The organism is Rickettsia tamurae, assembly GCF_000751075.1.
Classification (GTDB): domain Bacteria; phylum Pseudomonadota; class Alphaproteobacteria; order Rickettsiales; family Rickettsiaceae; genus Rickettsia; species Rickettsia tamurae.
In genome coordinates this window covers 109,157-124,977 of sequence record NZ_CCMG01000002.1, presented here as the reverse complement: position 1 = coordinate 124,977, position 15,821 = coordinate 109,157, and the positions used below count along the sequence as shown (strand labels likewise).

Sequence of the window (15,821 nt, the reverse complement as noted above, 5' to 3'; positions counted from 1 at the left end):
TGTTTATTAGGCTGTATTTTTGCTGTATATCTCCAAAAGTTTCTTAGCTTCATCATCTGCAATTAAAGCTTCAACAAACTCATCTAATTGTCCGTTTTTAACTACTTCGTCTATCTTATAAAGTGTTAAGTTTATTCTATGGTCGGATACTCTTCCCTGTGGGAAATTATAAGTACGTATCCGCTCTGAACGATCTCCCGAACCTACCTGCCCTCTTCTGCTATCGGCTCTTTCTTGTTCCTTTTTACGTCGTTCTTCTTCATAAATTCTAGCACGTAGAATTTTTAACGCCTTTGCTTTATTTTTATGCTGTGACTTCTCATCTTGTAAGGCTACGGTAATACCGGTAGGGATATGGGTTATACGTACGGCGGAATCGGTAGTATTAACGTGCTGTCCGCCAGCTCCTGAAGCTCTATAAGTATCGATTTTTAAGTCTTTATCTTCAATTTTAATATCAACCTCTTCAGCCTCAGGAAGTACCGCAACCGTTGCTGCCGAAGTGTGAATACGTCCTTGTGATTCTGTTTCCGGTACTCTCTGCACTCTATGAACGCCTGACTCAAATTTGAGTTTAGAGAATACATCTTTACCTTTTATCGACGCCGATGCTTCTTTATAACCGCCTACTCCTGTATCGGAAATTGCTAATATCTCAAAACGCCATCCTTTTAACTCAGCATATCTTTGATACATATTAAAAAGTACGGCAGCAAAAAGTGCGGCTTCTTCTCCGCCGCTTCCTGCTCTAACTTCAATAATAGCACTTTTACTATCCGCATCATCTTTCGGTAATAAAGCAATTTTTACGGCTCTTTCAAGTTTTGGTAACGAATTTTCAAGAGTGTGGATTTCGTCTTTAATCATTTCTAAAGTAGCATTATCAAGTCCTACTTCTAGCTTAAAATTATTTGCTTCTTCAAGCTCAGATTTAGCCTTATTATATTCTTTAATTTTTGCTACAACATCTTCAAGTTCGGCATATTCTTTAGATGCCTTAACAAACTCATCTCCCATAATGCCGGAAGATAGTTTTTTGCCTAAATTTTCATATTTATCTAAAATTTTTGCTAAATTATCTGAAAAACTCATGTTATTTGTGATTTATTTTTATTATTGTCATACCGCGACTTGACCGCGGTATCCAACTTAAAATACTAATATTATTAGTATTTTAAGTTGTTTTTATGGATCCCCCCGCGGTCAAGTCGCAAGATGACAGAGGTGAAATTGATCCACGCAATAATGCCTGCTCGCAATGACGACTTATATCAACATCAAAGCGGGACTCTCTATAAACTTTTTAAATGCTGCCAAGAACTCAGCACCGACTGCTCCGTCTACTACTCGGTGATCGGCAGAAAGAGTTACGTCCATAATTGTTGCTATAGTTATTTGATCATTCTTGACTATAGCACGTTTTGAGCTACTACCGACGCCCATTATACAACTTTGCGGTGGATTAATTATAGCATTGAAATTCTTAATACCGTACATACCAAGGTTAGAAATGGTAAACCCTCCACCCTGAAATTCTTCAGGGGTTAATTTATTATCTTTTGCTTTCTTTATTAATTTTTTCATTTCACGAGATAGTTCTATAATATTTTTTTGATTGGCATTTTTAACTATCGGCGTAACAAGCCCATTTTCAATTGCTACTGCTACTGAAATGTCAACATTATTGTAATATCTAATCGCATCTTCTCCCCAGCTAGCATTGGCATTTGGCACTTCTTGTAAAGCTTTGGCTACTGCTAAAATAATAAAATCATTAACCGATATCCTTGTTGATTTATCTTCAGAAAAAGATTTATTAATGTCTTCTCTTATATCTAACAATTTATCGACATTACATTCTATAGATAAATAAAAATGCGGAACTGTTTGTTTAGATTCAAGCAGACGCTTGGCTATAATCTTACGGATGTTATTATTTGGTACTAAACGATATTCTTCAGGATTTCTACTAACTATTTTATTATGAACAGTGCTAGGAGTATATGATAAGATATCTTGTTTAACTATTCTACCGTGCGGACCGCTACCTTTCACGCTCTCAAGCCTAATATTCCCTATTTTTGCAAGTCTTTTTGCAAGTGGTGAGGTGAATATTTTACTAGTATCATGTTTTATAACTGCTACCTGTTCTTCTACATTAGCTATATTCTCGTGGGGTTTTGGAAGATTAGTATCTGTTTTCGGTAACGGTGATACACTATTATTTTTTGCAATAAACGCATCAATGTCCGTTTTTTCTTCACCCTCTTCGCTTAACACGGCAATTAAAGAGTTAACAGGTACATTTTGACTATTTTGTGGGATAACTATTTTGGCAAGTATACCTTCGTCTACTGCTTCTACTTCCATCGTTGCTTTATCGGTTTCAATTTCGGCAATTACTTCCCCGGGATTAACTTTGTCCCCTTCTTTTTTTAACCACCTAGCTAGATTTCCTTCCGTCATAGTTGGAGATAAAGCGGGCATTAAAATTTTAATCGGCATAACTTATTTAGATTTGATTTTTTATTATTGTTATTACACATCATTGCGTGGATATCACCCCGTCATTGCGAGCAGTCGTAGACTGCATGGCAATCTCATGAAATAATAACAAACTCCTGAGATTGCTTCGTCAATTGCTATGCAATTTCCTCGCAATGACGGGAAAACCGGTTCACACAACAATACCGCTTGCAATGACGATTTGAGTAGCTATTGCACCTTAATATCAGGGCTAACTATCATTATCATCTGCTTACCTTCCATTTTAGCATGCTGATCGATTTTAACGAGTCCTTCGAGTCCTACTTCTATACGTTTAAATAGTTCTTGACCGACCTCTTTATGAAGAATCTCTCGCCCTTTAAACCATAAAGAAATTTTTACTTTATCTCTGTCTTTTAAAAATTCTTTTATTTTTCTTAGCTTAGTTTCAAAATCGCCTATACTAATATTAGGTTTAAATTTCATCTCTTTAAGTACGACGATTTTTTGCTTTTTGCGTGCTTCATGCAAACGCTTTTTGCTTTCATACTTAAACTTACCAAAATCTAGAATTTTACAGACAGGGGGTACAGCATTCGGTGATATCTCGACTAAGTCAAGACCGGCTCTTTCCGCCATATCTAATGCTTCTCTAATATTTACGACGCCGTGCATTTCGCCGTTTTCGCCTACTAGACGAACTTCTCTAGCTCTGATTCCTCTATTAGCCTTAGGAAAATTATTTTTAGAAATAAAATTTCTCCGTATTATGTTTATAAATAAATATATATTGCATTTAACTTATTTTATTTAAAATTACAAGTAAATAAAATATTTTATCTTTAATTTTATTTAGAAAGCTTTAAAAAAATTAAAACTACAAGGCAAATTCCAAATATTAATAAACAGATTCGTGTTAATTTAGCGACTCTTTCCTGTATTTTCAAGTTTTTTAGGTCTATAGCATGCTTATGAGCTTGTTCTTTTTGTGTCATATGTATTAATTCCTGTAAAGTACCAGGATAAATACTCTCATACTCACTGATTAAATCAACTGGCGGTAATATATGTTCAAATTTTTTACGGTAAAAATTATTATCAGGCTCATTTACACTAAAAGTCTTAGCATAACCTTTATTTAATCTATTATTTTTGTTAAAAAAACGTTTAGTCTCTTTCATATTCCTTTTTTATTTTTTGAAATGTATATAATATATTACTTTCAACTATTTTAAAATAATCAATTAATTGCGTTTCTTTTTTTTGCTGTTGTTTGGAGCTGTTCATATTTATTATATTCTTTAGCTCTGCATATACTAGTTTTATAAAACTTTGTTTCATTGATTATACTAAATTTATAAAATCTTTTTTTGGTATTAGCGGTTCGCCCCTAAAATTTATAGCATTATTAAATTTATAGCAACAGGTTATAAAATTTTTATCACATTCGGCAGTAATTTTTACTTCCTCGGCATCTTTAGCATAATCCGGTATAATATCCTCTAATATAATCAAATCACCGAAATTGCTTAGAACTTTACTGCTAAAACGATTTTTGCCGAATATAATTTGACCGCCGTTATAATAGCCGTTTTCTTTATCTAAATCTAGTATTCTTAAACTTTCCTTGAGCATTTCTTTAACCTTATATATGCCGCTATATAAAGCTTTATCTATTTTACATTTACTATCTCCGAAAACTGCTCTACATGTTTTGCTATATCGATTAATTATAGTCTGATTATATTTTACCGTTTCGGGTTTTAAATGTATTTTAAAGTTTAAATCGTATTTTGTATATAAAGTGCAATAACATGTAACGAAATGCTCAAAAACCTTGTCAGTATATATTATTATTTTAACAATAGCATTATTTAAATCCATTGTCGTCGTAATGCCGTTTTCCTCAAAAATACCTTCAATTATTATATGGTTTTGTGCGGAATCGTTAAATTCCGCTTCTTTTAAATCTAAACCGGAATTCGGCAAAAAACTCTCTCTTCACTTTTTATAGCATGATCGCTATTTGTTAAGTTTAATTCCTCACCGCTAGCTAGCTTAATTTGAAAACAATAAACAAAATTCGCAAGCTTTGTAATCACTTCTAGATGATAAAATACTCATATATACTCCTGATAAATAAATAAAGCAGATAGACGAAGTTTAATTTGGAAAAGAGCAAGGCACTTTGAAGCTTATGACCGCAGCGTATATATAATACGTGAGGATTATAAGCAAAAAGTAACGCTGCCAATTTTTCAAATTAAACGAGTATAGCTACCTCTACTAATTCTATGTTGGATAATTCTATAGAGCCGTCATTACAATAAGAATATTCAAAACTATCTATACTAAATCTAACAGCTACGTCAAAAGTAAAATCAGCAGTTAAAATTACATCTTGACCTAAGGGAATTGGTAAGGTTACTATACCATCGTTGTAATCTACAATGCCCATAGCTCTTACATTATTAATATATAGAATTACACTATTAACCGGTTTAGTGATAACTCGTTCGTAAGGAACAATAGGATCGCTATATATCTTCTTTAGCTGAAATTTATTTAAATTGTCGTCACCCTTAGCAATCATTCCGTTCGTTACTTTATAATCGGCATAATCCCTAAATCTAAAAGCAAAATTACTTCCACGTCTTGCTTTAAAAAAGCTATTAAATTGCTCAAATTCTGTACTGCTTAACTTTGCATTTTTGATTAAATATTTCTGACAGCCATAGTTGCGGTCTAAATGTCTTGCTTCTCTACCGGATTTAGTTATAGCATGAGAAGTAGAAAATTCCGGCTTCCCAACCGCAAAACTTTCAATAAATTCCGGCATGCGTATATCGTGAAAATTCATAAGATACCTGAGCTGTTATATTTGTTATGTCATTCCTGCATAAGGTTTGTTTGCGTTGATACCAAATCGTCATTGCGAGCGACTAAAAAGAGCGTAGCAATCTAGGTTCTGTGTACTTTTAATAGAATAATCATAATTATGGCTCTTTTTAGCTGCAAATTATCAGATTTTTTTTGAAATATGAATAACTATTCCTTCAAAAATCTTATTAATTTTCGCTTAAAAATATCTCATAATTATAATCATTAATCAAAAGTGCACAGAACCTAGGAAAAATAATAAAAAAATTCTGATTTACAGAATTTTTAACTGGATTGCTTCGTCAATTGCTATGCAATTTCCTCGCAATGACGGAAAAACCGGTCCACGCAACAACGCCTTCGTGGGAATGACATCAAAATGAATGCCATATTTCCTAAATTTGTATATTTCTATAAGGCAAATATAAATTTTTACCTCTTTTGAAAGACCGAGGCAGTTCGTAGCTTGACGATCATACATCTCGGCTATATGTAGCATTATTCCGTGTTTTATAGCATGCGGAATATTATTTTTATCGTAACCGCTTATATATTTTACCGTCAGCTCTTCATTATTTAAGGCTTTATTTAGAGTTAAAATATTTTGATCAATCATATAATCATCTACCGCTAAATCATTTTCTTGGTCTTTAAATTTTTTTTATCTTTGTTATTTTTAGTAAGGGATTATATTTTAATGAAAACTTCCCTTTTCCTGAAATATTACAAATAAATTTGATTTGTTTTGATATAAAATTTAGCTTAGTAAAATTCTCTGCTGCTGTTGATTGCCGCATCAATTAATCCGACTATTAAATCATCGTCATAACTAGCCTCCACCCGCATATAATTTTTCACCTGCTCTAAACTCCATACTTCTTGCGGAAATATTTTTATGATTTGAAGATTGTTTTTTTGAACATAGCCTAACCCCCGATGTCATGCCGTGGTTTGACCACGGCATCCAGAAAAAAACTACTGGACCCCGTGGTCAAGCCAAGGGGTAACAATTTAACCAAACACTCCAACTTTAATAGCCTCAGGGTTCACAACATCACCTCCTACTCTTTTTACGGCGTAAAACTTTACAAAAGGCTTTTCGGTATAAGGATCACGCATTATATTAATACCACTTCTATCTACTATTTTATAACCTGTTTTAAAGTCCCCTATTGCTATAGCGTTGCTTTTTTATCTATAGGAGGCATATCGGAGCTACAAACTACCGGTATTCCAAATATAGTTTGCTTAAAGGATTCTGATAGAGATTGTTGCCAAATAAAACGCCCTTGATTATCTTTAAGCTTCTGCACTTCGACAAAGTAATACGATTCATTAGCAAAGTTGCATTCGCTAAATATTCTTCCTTAAGCGAGTTTATAAAATCAAGCAGCCCATCGGCGGTAATTTTATTACCCATTTTAACTTTCTCGATTTTATCATGATCAGGAGATAAAATACCTTTAGTTTTTTTTATGCCGTCACCGTTTATAAACGCATTATTTTCCATTTTAACAAAACTATCACGCAATCTTTCGCCTAACCAGCTTTCAACTCTGATAGTTGCATCATCAAGTAGTGCTTGGCTAGCTTTCGGCTGTGCATATAGCTCATGAACAAAAATACGCTGTTGCTTTAACTTCGCTGCCGGAGTCTCTTCCCTTGCTTCTACTTCCTCAATCCGGTCACTGCTAAATTTGCCATCTTCACTTATTATATCAAGAGCATTTGTAGAAATCGTTTCAATCGAAGCGAGTCCTCTCATTGGTGATCTGGCATTTATCTCGGTGATGATACTGTTATATAAAGTCTGTAATATTAAAACGCCTCCTGCTTCAGTACTATTGTTTAGGGATGACTTTTGCATAAGCCCGGTATCTTCGCCTTTACGTACATAATTAATGAAAGCTGTTTTTTGTTCTTCTATATTTACACTACTTGGTCTTTCTAAAATATTTTGCATATTATATAGTTTTTCCTCTAACTCATTGATTTTATTGTGGTATTCTATTTCTTGTCCTTTAGTAATATATAAGATTTTAGCACTTTGATTAGCGGGAAAAGTAACAATGCTTATCTCTAAAAGCTCTGCTTCGGTAATTACTCTCTGCCTTGCATCATTATAAACCGAGTTTTTTATATAAAAGCCTATAGATAATCCATCTATCGCTCCTTGCTTTATTAGCTCTATCGCCTCTACTCCTGCTTTGACTTTGTTATTTATCACCGCTTCCATTTTAAACCGTGATCATCTTCAGCCAAATGAGTAATAATCCCGATAGGTTTTTTACTGTCATGTTGCCAAAGAAATTTTACGTTATGGTGAGAAGCATTTGCAAAAGCCCCTTTAGAAATAAAATCGTTATGATGATCGGCAATATTATAAACACTCGCATAGCCGATAATTACTACCTCATTATCGGTTACGGATTTTATTTCCATATTGTCGAAAGTTTGATTGCTGTAGATTATTTTTTCATATATTTATTACCTTTTGATTTTAAAAAGCTAAAGATAATATAACTGAAAAAATGCTAGCACTAAGAGGTGGGGAGGAATTCTATTATGTTATTACTGTGAGGCATTAAATCGTCATTGCGAGCAGCCATAGGCTGCGTGGTAATCTCATCAAATATCCTGAGATTGCTTCGTCAATTGCTATGCAATTTCCTCGCAATGACGAAAAAACTAAACATAGAGAAAATATTTAAGACATTAAACATTTACTATCATCAGTAGATTTCGTGCCTATTAAAGGTACTTCTTCAAGTTTTTTGGCTTCTTCTTCCGGCATTTCAAAAGATAATAATGTTGAATAGGAATATTCAATTTTACAAAAATGCCATGCTTTATCAAATTGCTCATTGCAGTCTTTAATATTTTTTTTTAATATTATCACCTATGCATTTAAAATTACGATAATAAAATAACATATTAGAAGTAATAGTAATAGCGAGACTATCTAGCTGCTTTTCTAAACACTTAGTATTAGTAATCATTCTTAAAGGAATATTTTGGTATGATTTATATCTAAGTTTTTGACCTATTAAAACAATATAATCACCAAAAACTAAATCCGGTAAAATATCGTAAATAGTACCGCTATAATAAAGCTGAGATAGAGGCAATATTGCCTCTTCTTCACCAAGTAACATCGCACAGGTTAAATTTTCTACTGCTGACTCAAACAATAGATTAACTGCTTTTTTAGTATAGGAAGGCCATTTATCGTGAAAAACAAAAAACATTTCTTGTTGTCTTAAACCTTCCTTAAGCAACTGATTTACCGGTGATAAATAAAAAATTTTATTGTTTTTTATTTCTACGTTTTTCAAAATATTATCACAACATTAGACATTTAATAAGGCAGGGGGTTTTTTCTTTATTTTTCTTACCTAATATATCCACTGCAATTATATTATTTGGTGGTATAGGAGCAGAGGTTAAATTATTTGGTATTAAAGAGTTTAAATCATGTTCATCCAAGTTATTTTGCAAAGGAGTTGGAGGCTCAGTATTATTTTTTTGCTCAGTTGATGTTGTTATTGATTTAGAAAGCTGTACTAATAAGCTTATACTATTTTTTTGTTAGGTCTAAATACCGGTGCAGATTCTGAAGATGATGTTAATAGTTCAGGATTATCAAAATCACTATCTTTAATAGTTTCATCTTGTTGTTTATCATCTAAAGTAAATATATTTTCCATCTTAGTATCTTTTATACATTCAATAATAGCAGAGGTAGCTTCTTCTTTTATTGTAACGGTTATTTCTGATTGATATTTTGATTTAGAGCTTGCAATAACTTTAGCACATTTTGTAGTCAAAATTTCAAGCTCTTTCGGTAAAAGATTACCGCTTTTATAAGAAGTATTATTACATCTCTTAGACTTAAGTTTTTTTCCTATTTCGAGAAAAAAATCTCCTTCAGTATAATTTTCTTTAACTAACCAGCCATTATAATAAAACTGAGCTAAATACCACGCTGCATTTTCTTGACCGCAAAAAAGAGCTTCTTTTAATTTTTGGTATATTTCAATTATAACATCTCGGTTATTTTCTGTTATTTCTGATGAACTTTTTCCTGAGTTGGTAAGAGGCATTGTAATATTCTCAGAATAGTATTTTAATGCTTCTTGTAATATTTCTAAAGAAGTAAGTAATGTATTTTCTGTTTTTCTAGTTTCATTTTTCATCATTATTTTTATCCCTTTTATTTTTTTAAGATATGGTGCAGTTTGTTGCACTGTTAGCCCGTAATCATCATTCTTAACATACTCTCTATATTCTTCTATTGGTTCTGGAGTTATAGGTTGAGATTGGGCGTTAGTAGGCTTTATTATTTCTTCCATTTCTTGGGGTTTTTGAATTATAGATTTATGCTTATCGTTATTGCTACCCAATACGGTAAATTCGTTTATTGCTTCTTTACATTCAAAAACACTTTCATCGGTAATTAAATGGTACTCAGTGGGTAAAGTGCTATTAAAATCTGTTATAATTGATTTTAAATTAGAAAGAATTAAGTATTCAGGAACAGGAATTTTACTCCATTCTCCCTGTACTGCATTCATATATCCATTTTCTATTATAGCTAGCTCTTTAAGTTCAGAGTAATCAGATATCCCAAAATCTTTTAAACATACAGAATTTGTTAACTTGCTATGATGTAAAAATTTTCCTATATTAATTACAATTTTTATTAAATTACTTAGTTGTTCATTATTGATTCCAAGGTGATTTCCATTTTTATAAAATTCTGATAAATATGCACAAGCATCATTACTTCCTAAAAACATAGCACCTTGAAAATATAATATGGTATCTACAAATTTTTCTTGTTGCTTAGAAATCTCTTCTTCCAGTAAAGCATCTTTATAAGATTTTTTACCTTTTTCATATAAATATTCAGGAGTTAGTTGTATAAATTTTTGAGCTGAAATAGGAGTTTGTTTCATAATCCATATCCCTATAATATATTACACGAATTATCTGAGGTTATTATTTTAACCTCATCTTCATGTATGGTTATTGAGGATACAAGCTCTGAATAGTCTATTGTTACAGATATACAGAGGCTATCAAGAGTGAGATTAAAATTGTCAATAATTTCATCCTCATTAATTACGAAAGGATCTTCACTATTTTGCTTTTGACATATTTCAATAGCTTTTACGTGAGCAACAACACTTGGTTAAAAAACTTTTCATTAATATCTAATGACAATAAGGAAGTATTTATACATTTTTCATTTTTAAGTTCTCTTCCGACTAAGACCATAATATCTCTAAATTGTGTTATATTTATATTTTGAAGTTCATAATCAGGCATTTTTTTATTATTTCGTCATATAATTCTACTAAACCTTCACATGCGTTATTATTACCGGTAAATAAGGCACATTTAAAAGCTTTTTCAATTTTATAAAAATCTTGCATTAATGTACGAATGTTATTAGAAGAAAGTTTTTTTTAATTCGTTTAATTGCTTATATGCATTTGTTAAAAATGCTTGAGACGTATAACTTGGATTGCTGTTCTCTTAGGGCATATATTTATTATCTTGTTAAATTAGAGCTTAAGTAGAAGTTAACAAAAATTAAATCTACAATTTAAATTTAGTAATATTTTTGCTAAAAGAAAAGTTCGGCAGTGGAAAAAGAGATTATTTTTTTGGAAGGTAGTTGCAATATTATTCTGCCGGTACTATCAATATCTTTAAAAAAACCGGTTACTATATCATTTTGATATTTAACGCTAATATTTTCATATAACTTGTAAGCATGTTCTAACCATTTTTCTCTAATAAAAGGAAAACCGTTATTATACCAAATTTGATAATATTTTTCAAAATTCTCTATTAATATCTTAAGTAAAGCTTGTGGTTCTATAGGCAGTAGATTTTCGCCTATTAAGCTAGTAGTAGGCTGGTCGATATTATCAGGGTGATAGGTGATATTAATACCGATACCGATAATAAGGTAATAATTATTTTCTACTTTAACAGATTCAAGAAGTATACCGGCAATTTTCCGACCGTTAATTAATACATCATTGGGCCATTTTAGTTGTACACTGTCATCCCGTGGCTTGACCACGGGATCCAAAAAATAACTTGCAGCACCATTAGTTGTTGATTTACTGGATCCCGTGGTCAAGCTACTAGATGACATAGTCAACAATTCTATACTCTCATAAACTGCAAGTGCCGTAACAAAAGATAATTGCGGTAATAATTCTAGCTCTTTATCAGGCTTTATTAGTAAACTTACATGTAAGTTATCTGACCTAGACTGCCAGTTTTTGCCGCTTCTACCACGTCCGCTAGTTTGAGATTTGGCAAGTACTGCATAGTTTGAATCAACTTTAGCATTCTGAGCAATTCTCATAGCCTCAGAGCTTGTACTGTCTAGCTTGTCAAAAACAATTAGTTTAAATTTACCGATGTTCATTTTTCCATTGTCACCCCGTGGCTAGTTAAAATTATTAGCATTTTAAATTGTTTTTCTGGATCCCGTGGTCAAGCCACGGGGTGACAGTAGACACCACCTAACTCACCCCCTACTTACATGACTTGTAGCTACGTTATGTTTGCTTTGAATTTTTGGTGCTTTGCTTTTACTTTTAGTTATAAAGCTTTCTAAATCTTGTTTAGTAAATTTAAACTTAGCAATATTTTCATCAAAGGTTTTAGTTTTATCAAATCGTACATCTTTATTTTTATCTATTCCAAGTACCTCAATGAAACTATCTTTTATTTTACTTGAAGCAGCAGGATCGTTTAAGGTATGCAGCAAAGCTTTCAATGAGTTTGTATCGGCTTTTAGTGTATTATTACGACTAGTTGCAGCAATAATTACATATTCTTTAAGCTTTTCATTTAATTCTTTTTCGTTTAATGCTCCGGTTTTACAAAATGATAATAACATTTTTGCTTTATCATCATGATTTTCAATAACTCCTTCTTGCCATTTAGAAGTATTATTTTCTTTTGACGGAATAAACATTTCTAATAATTTAGTTCCAAATGTTTTATGTAGATTTTTATTATCATAAACTTCATAAACATTTAGTAGAAATTTTTGATGGTCAAATGTTTTATCTGCTTCTTTGCCAAGGTTATGATTATTCAAATGTTCTCTAGTTTGACAATATCCTTTAATATGCAAATAATCAGAATATTTTTGTGCATCTTTGAAATCCAAAGTATCTATTCCGGCAGTATCTAAAACAACGGTGTTTAAAGCATTTTCACGTAACTGCTCATTAGTTTCTCTTAGAGTTTCAGTATATTTAAATTTTCCTCCTACTTTTGCAAGCGTCTTAAATAATACATCAGCTAAAAACTTTACGATATCACTTGGGCTTTCAAATTTTTTTGCACTATATATAGCAATATTTGCATCAGCTTCCATACCCGTACCAAAAGCCATAGCTAGAGTTCTACCTTGCTTTTTAGCTAAGGTAATCTCCTCCATATTATCAGTTACTTCTTTTGTGTCAAATTCCGGTTCATTGCCTTTAAAATATTTTGTCGGTATATTATCTCTATATCCGCCGTCGACATATTTTTTACCGTCAATTTTTACCGACTCAAAAACAAGTGGTATAGAAGCAGAAGCACGGCAAGCTAAAGCAATTTCAACATTTGGCGTATCAAAGCTATTGAAAATAGTTAGTTCGCTTGTCTCTTGCTGAGTTGCCGTAATTACTAAATCCTTATACTGTACGGGATCGTATTTTCGGAGTAACGCTATGTCTTTAAAATATATTTTACCGTCTTTTTGGTTGTATCTTCCTCTTAATTCATCAAGAGCTTTATCATCTTTAACATTTACTATATCTGATCTCTGTAAAAAATTTCCTATATTTTCTTTAATAACAAGTTCTAATAGATCATATAAAGGTTTACCGTCTTTATTTAACTGTACTATACCCGCAGAAAATCCTTTTTTTCCAAGCAATGTTTGTAAATTTGTATTTTTAGAAATTTCTTCAAATCGCTCAGGCGGTGTCCCAAGAGCTACCACTGCTGCAGTTATAGCACCGGCGGAAGAACCGGCTACCGCCTTGACATTATCCAAAATACCGGCTTTTTTTGCTGCCTCATAAGCTCCGGAATATATTGCTCCCTTAGCTCCCCCTCCACTAAAAGCTATATATTCGATGGGAGTTTCTTGAGCCTTTTTAATATCCTCTAAATTCATAATTTTACTTAATTAGGTTATCTTCTACAAACTTCCAGTTAATCATATGCTTAATAAATATGTCAACATAATCAGGTCGTTTATTACGATAATCAATATAATAAGCATGTTCCCATACATCACATGCGAGAAGCGGCTTCATACCGTTTGCTATAGGTGTACCGGCATTAGCGGTTTTTATAATTTGTAACCTATTATCGTGATATACAAGCCATGCCCAGCCGCTACCGAACTGCCCTACTGCCTCTTGCTTAAACTGCTCACAAAATCCTTCAAAACTATCGAAATCTTTATTAATTTGTTCTAATATTTTACCGCTTGGCTTACCTCCGCCCTGCGGCTTTATTGAATGCCAAAAAAAGGTATGATTCCATATTTGGGCTGCGTTATTAAAAATAGCTGCATTTGAGTTTTGAGAGGACCATTCTATTATTTCTTCTAAATCTTTTTTTTGTAATTCTTCTTTATCTTTGAGTAAATTGTTTAGATTTTGTACATAAGCATTATGATGTTTACCATGATGATAATCAAAAGTCTCGGGAGTAAAATGTAGTTTAAAACTTTCTTTCTCATAAGGTAAATCAGGTAAGATAAAAGGATATGAGGTTTGATTAGATTTGTTGCAATAGGTCATATTTATTTTCTCCTATGTTGGTTTTTATATATTTATAGCGAGAATCAATACGTCATTGCAAGGAAAAATTGGTTTTGTTGCATGGATCGAAAAAAGCACTCGGTGTCATCCCGCGACTTGACCACGGGATCCAGTTTAAAATACTAAATATTTTAGTATTTTAAGTTGTTTCCTGGATCCCGTGGTCAAGTCGCGGGATGACACCGGAAAAACTGATCCACGCAACAAGGCCTGCAGTCGCTCGCAATGACGATTTAGTATCCACGCAGGAATGACATCATAGTAACTTATAAAAATCGGAAGCTAAATAAAGCGATCCGGTTATTATAATATTTGCTTTATTATCGCCGTTTATCTTCTTTATATCACTAATCGCTTCTTCAAGTGAGTCGCTTTCGCTAAAATCAATACCGCTCTTTCTGCCTTCCAAATTTATTGTTTCTGCACTATGGCTTAGTGGTTCGGATAAAACTTTAACACCGTAACCTTTAATTGTCAAACCCTTAAAGTAGGAGCAAAATTCCTCGATATTCCTATTTTTAGTCATACCGAGTATTAAATATATCGGTGATTTTAAATTATCACGAATCCAATTTGCCAAAACTTGAGCTCCGCTATTATTATGAGCTGCGTCTACCCAAATTTGAACATTATCACCTATTAATTTAGAATATTTTTTCGGTTCTATTTTTTCGATTCTAGCTCCCCAAATAGTATTTTGCAGTCCTTTAGAGATAATTTCGTTGCTGATATTAAATTGTTTATTTATCAAACTTATTAAAGCAATAACGCTTGCAGCATTTATTAATTGATGATCACCAAGTAGCGAAGGATTCGGAAACTCATAACTAAAATTTCGTGATGAATAAATAAATCCGTTGTCCGTCTTTTTAATACCGAAATCATATTCATAACAGAAACTCGGTACTTCTAACTCTTCAGCCTTTGCAAATAATGTTTCATAAACTTCCAAAGCTTGCATACTTATAACGCAAGGAACGCAAGACTTCATAATACCAGCTTTTTCAATTGCTATTAGGGGTAATGTATTACCCAGCATATTCATATGATCATATGAAATAGGTGTAATTAAAGTAATTAACGGTCGTTCTACTATATTTGTTGCGTCTAATCGTCCGCCAAGTCCCGTTTCTAAAATTAATATATCAGCTTTTGTTTTCTCAAATGCTAGAAATGCTGCCGCCGTAGTACCTTCAAAGAAGCTAGGTTCGATATTAAATTTTTCGCTTGCTACCCTCACCTGCTCATAAACCTGCCATAATTCATTATCCGAGATTTTCTCACCTGCTACTACGATTCGTTCATTAAATTCTAATAAATGAGGAGATGTATAGCAATGTACCTTATAACCGGTAAGCATAAAGATGCTTTTGAGCATAGCGGTACTTGAACCTTTACCGTTTGTACCTGCTATATGTATGACGGGAGGAAGTCTTAAATGAGGATTACCTAAGGCTTTTAAAAGCCTTGATATATTTTCAAGATCATATTTAATATTATTTTTCCAGGTCGGCACCGGAAAATGCGGCATTAGCATTTGTTACTGTTTTTTTGCTTTAATAATATAATCAGTTCCACCTATGTCACCCCGTG

The 15,821-nt window shown here is 32.5% G+C and carries 20 protein-coding genes and 3 pseudogenes; all 23 read right to left on the bottom strand.

The annotated features are described in order from the left end of the window. Positions 1-6: 6 nt before the first annotated feature. On the bottom strand, positions 7-1,092 hold the full coding sequence (gene prfA / locus MB29_RS00670) for a peptide chain release factor 1 (RefSeq protein ID WP_032138642.1): 1,086 nt from the start codon (positions 1,090-1,092) through the stop codon (positions 7-9). Positions 1,093-1,266: 174 nt separating this feature from the next. Beyond that, complete coding sequence (locus MB29_RS00665; RefSeq protein WP_032138641.1) at positions 1,267-2,505, bottom strand: pyruvate dehydrogenase complex dihydrolipoamide acetyltransferase; 1,239 nt, start codon at positions 2,503-2,505, stop codon at positions 1,267-1,269. Positions 2,506-2,715: 210 nt separating this feature from the next. Next, entirely contained in the window at positions 2,716-3,204 is a 489-nt protein-coding gene (gene infC, locus MB29_RS00660; protein ID WP_233418817.1) for a translation initiation factor IF-3, read from the bottom strand. Between the two features lie 131 nt (positions 3,205-3,335). Continuing rightward, positions 3,336-3,668 (bottom strand): DUF2335 domain-containing protein, encoded by a 333-nt coding sequence (locus MB29_RS00655; RefSeq protein ID WP_032138639.1) that lies wholly within the window; start codon positions 3,666-3,668, stop codon positions 3,336-3,338. Then, positions 3,655-3,828, bottom strand: coding sequence for a hypothetical protein (locus MB29_RS11095; protein WP_215426137.1), 174 nt, complete (start codon positions 3,826-3,828; stop codon positions 3,655-3,657). The genes MB29_RS00655 and MB29_RS11095 overlap by 14 nt, the downstream gene beginning before the upstream one ends. 3 nt (positions 3,829-3,831) lie before the next feature. Continuing rightward, positions 3,832-4,209, bottom strand: a pseudogene (locus MB29_RS09465) (phage BR0599 family protein); the annotation flags it as partial. Positions 4,210-4,218: 9 nt separating this feature from the next. Continuing rightward, positions 4,219-4,589 (bottom strand): annotated as a pseudogene (locus tag MB29_RS14530) (baseplate hub domain-containing protein); the annotation flags it as partial. Positions 4,590-4,750: 161 nt separating this feature from the next. After that, entirely contained in the window at positions 4,751-5,347 is a 597-nt protein-coding gene (locus MB29_RS00645; protein ID WP_032138638.1) for a phage distal tail protein, Rcc01695 family, read from the bottom strand. A 294-nt stretch (positions 5,348-5,641) separates the two neighbouring features. Next, positions 5,642-5,983 (bottom strand): hypothetical protein, encoded by a 342-nt coding sequence (locus MB29_RS12245; protein WP_233418811.1) that lies wholly within the window; start codon positions 5,981-5,983, stop codon positions 5,642-5,644. A gap of 146 nt (positions 5,984-6,129) precedes the next feature. Continuing rightward, positions 6,130-6,213, bottom strand: coding sequence for a hypothetical protein (locus MB29_RS12240; protein ID WP_233418815.1), 84 nt, complete (start codon positions 6,211-6,213; stop codon positions 6,130-6,132). 80 nt (positions 6,214-6,293) lie between these two features. After that, positions 6,294-6,386 (bottom strand): palindromic element RPE4 domain-containing protein, encoded by a 93-nt coding sequence (locus MB29_RS12235; RefSeq protein WP_233418810.1) that lies wholly within the window; start codon positions 6,384-6,386, stop codon positions 6,294-6,296. After that, positions 6,379-6,495: a phage major capsid protein gene (locus tag MB29_RS13330; RefSeq protein WP_324607266.1), complete on the bottom strand. Its 117-nt coding sequence runs from the start codon at positions 6,493-6,495 to the stop codon at positions 6,379-6,381. Before MB29_RS13330 ends, MB29_RS12235 begins: the two co-directional genes overlap by 8 nt. A 47-nt stretch (positions 6,496-6,542) precedes the next feature. Then, positions 6,543-7,603: pseudogene (locus MB29_RS07875) on the bottom strand (phage major capsid protein). Further along, positions 7,591-7,809 carry an HK97 family phage prohead protease gene (locus tag MB29_RS13325; protein ID WP_084686630.1) on the bottom strand — a complete coding sequence of 73 codons (219 nt, stop codon included), beginning with the start codon at positions 7,807-7,809 and terminating at the stop codon, positions 7,591-7,593. The pseudogene MB29_RS07875 and the gene MB29_RS13325 overlap by 13 nt, the downstream one beginning before the upstream one ends. 265 nt (positions 7,810-8,074) lie before the next feature. Beyond that, the gene (locus MB29_RS12230; RefSeq protein ID WP_032138637.1) at positions 8,075-8,266 is read right to left on the bottom strand and encodes a hypothetical protein; all 192 of its coding nucleotides are present in this window, start codon (positions 8,264-8,266) and stop codon (positions 8,075-8,077) included. Continuing rightward, complete coding sequence (locus MB29_RS12225; RefSeq protein WP_032138636.1) at positions 8,241-8,702, bottom strand: hypothetical protein; 462 nt, start codon at positions 8,700-8,702, stop codon at positions 8,241-8,243. Before MB29_RS12225 ends, MB29_RS12230 begins: the two co-directional genes overlap by 26 nt. A 7-nt stretch (positions 8,703-8,709) precedes the next feature. Then, complete coding sequence (locus MB29_RS11080) at positions 8,710-8,865, bottom strand: hypothetical protein (RefSeq protein WP_215426136.1); 156 nt, start codon at positions 8,863-8,865, stop codon at positions 8,710-8,712. Positions 8,866-8,939: 74 nt separating this feature from the next. Next, positions 8,940-10,325 carry a hypothetical protein gene (locus MB29_RS12220; protein ID WP_233418809.1) on the bottom strand — a complete coding sequence of 462 codons (1,386 nt, stop codon included), beginning with the start codon at positions 10,323-10,325 and terminating at the stop codon, positions 8,940-8,942. A gap of 345 nt (positions 10,326-10,670) precedes the next feature. Continuing rightward, on the bottom strand, positions 10,671-10,805 hold the full coding sequence (locus tag MB29_RS13320; protein ID WP_267881707.1) for a hypothetical protein: 135 nt from the start codon (positions 10,803-10,805) through the stop codon (positions 10,671-10,673). 194 nt (positions 10,806-10,999) lie between these two features. Next, positions 11,000-11,818 carry a biotin--[acetyl-CoA-carboxylase] ligase gene (locus MB29_RS07860; protein WP_215426135.1) on the bottom strand — a complete coding sequence of 273 codons (819 nt, stop codon included), beginning with the start codon at positions 11,816-11,818 and terminating at the stop codon, positions 11,000-11,002. Between the two features lie 102 nt (positions 11,819-11,920). Beyond that, complete coding sequence (locus MB29_RS00590; RefSeq protein ID WP_051965268.1) at positions 11,921-13,573, bottom strand: patatin-like phospholipase family protein; 1,653 nt, start codon at positions 13,571-13,573, stop codon at positions 11,921-11,923. Between the two features lie 4 nt (positions 13,574-13,577). Beyond that, entirely contained in the window at positions 13,578-14,207 is a 630-nt protein-coding gene (locus tag MB29_RS00585) for a superoxide dismutase (protein WP_032138634.1), read from the bottom strand. A gap of 277 nt (positions 14,208-14,484) precedes the next feature. Continuing rightward, positions 14,485-15,765 carry a folylpolyglutamate synthase/dihydrofolate synthase family protein gene (locus tag MB29_RS00580; protein WP_032138633.1) on the bottom strand — a complete coding sequence of 427 codons (1,281 nt, stop codon included), beginning with the start codon at positions 15,763-15,765 and terminating at the stop codon, positions 14,485-14,487. Positions 15,766-15,821: the final 56 nt, after the last annotated feature.

Coding starts and splice junctions, on each gene's coding strand:
- prfA (WP_032138642.1), bottom strand. CDS start 1,092: ATGAGTTTTTCAGATAATTTAGCAAAAATTTTAGATAAATATGAAAAT.
- MB29_RS07860 (WP_215426135.1), bottom strand. CDS start 11,818: ATGAACATCGGTAAATTTAAACTAATTGTTTTTGACAAGCTAGACAGT.
- MB29_RS12220 (WP_233418809.1), bottom strand. CDS start 10,325: ATGAAACAAACTCCTATTTCAGCTCAAAAATTTATACAACTAACTCCT.
- MB29_RS13325 (WP_084686630.1), bottom strand. CDS start 7,809: ATGGAAATAAAATCCGTAACCGATAATGAGGTAGTAATTATCGGCTAT.
- MB29_RS12245 (WP_233418811.1), bottom strand. CDS start 5,983: ATGATTGATCAAAATATTTTAACTCTAAATAAAGCCTTAAATAATGAA.
- MB29_RS13320 (WP_267881707.1), bottom strand. CDS start 10,805: ATGCAAGATTTTTATAAAATTGAAAAAGCTTTTAAATGTGCCTTATTT.
- MB29_RS00655 (WP_032138639.1), bottom strand. CDS start 3,668: ATGAAAGAGACTAAACGTTTTTTTAACAAAAATAATAGATTAAATAAA.
- MB29_RS00580 (WP_032138633.1), bottom strand. CDS start 15,765: ATGCTAATGCCGCATTTTCCGGTGCCGACCTGGAAAAATAATATTAAA.
- MB29_RS00585 (WP_032138634.1), bottom strand. CDS start 14,207: ATGACCTATTGCAACAAATCTAATCAAACCTCATATCCTTTTATCTTA.
- MB29_RS00665 (WP_032138641.1), bottom strand. CDS start 2,505: ATGCCGATTAAAATTTTAATGCCCGCTTTATCTCCAACTATGACGGAA.
- MB29_RS12240 (WP_233418815.1), bottom strand. CDS start 6,213: ATGCGGGTGGAGGCTAGTTATGACGATGATTTAATAGTCGGATTAATT.
- MB29_RS00645 (WP_032138638.1), bottom strand. CDS start 5,347: ATGAATTTTCACGATATACGCATGCCGGAATTTATTGAAAGTTTTGCG.
- MB29_RS11095 (WP_215426137.1), bottom strand. CDS start 3,828: ATGAAACAAAGTTTTATAAAACTAGTATATGCAGAGCTAAAGAATATA.
- MB29_RS00590 (WP_051965268.1), bottom strand. CDS start 13,573: ATGAATTTAGAGGATATTAAAAAGGCTCAAGAAACTCCCATCGAATAT.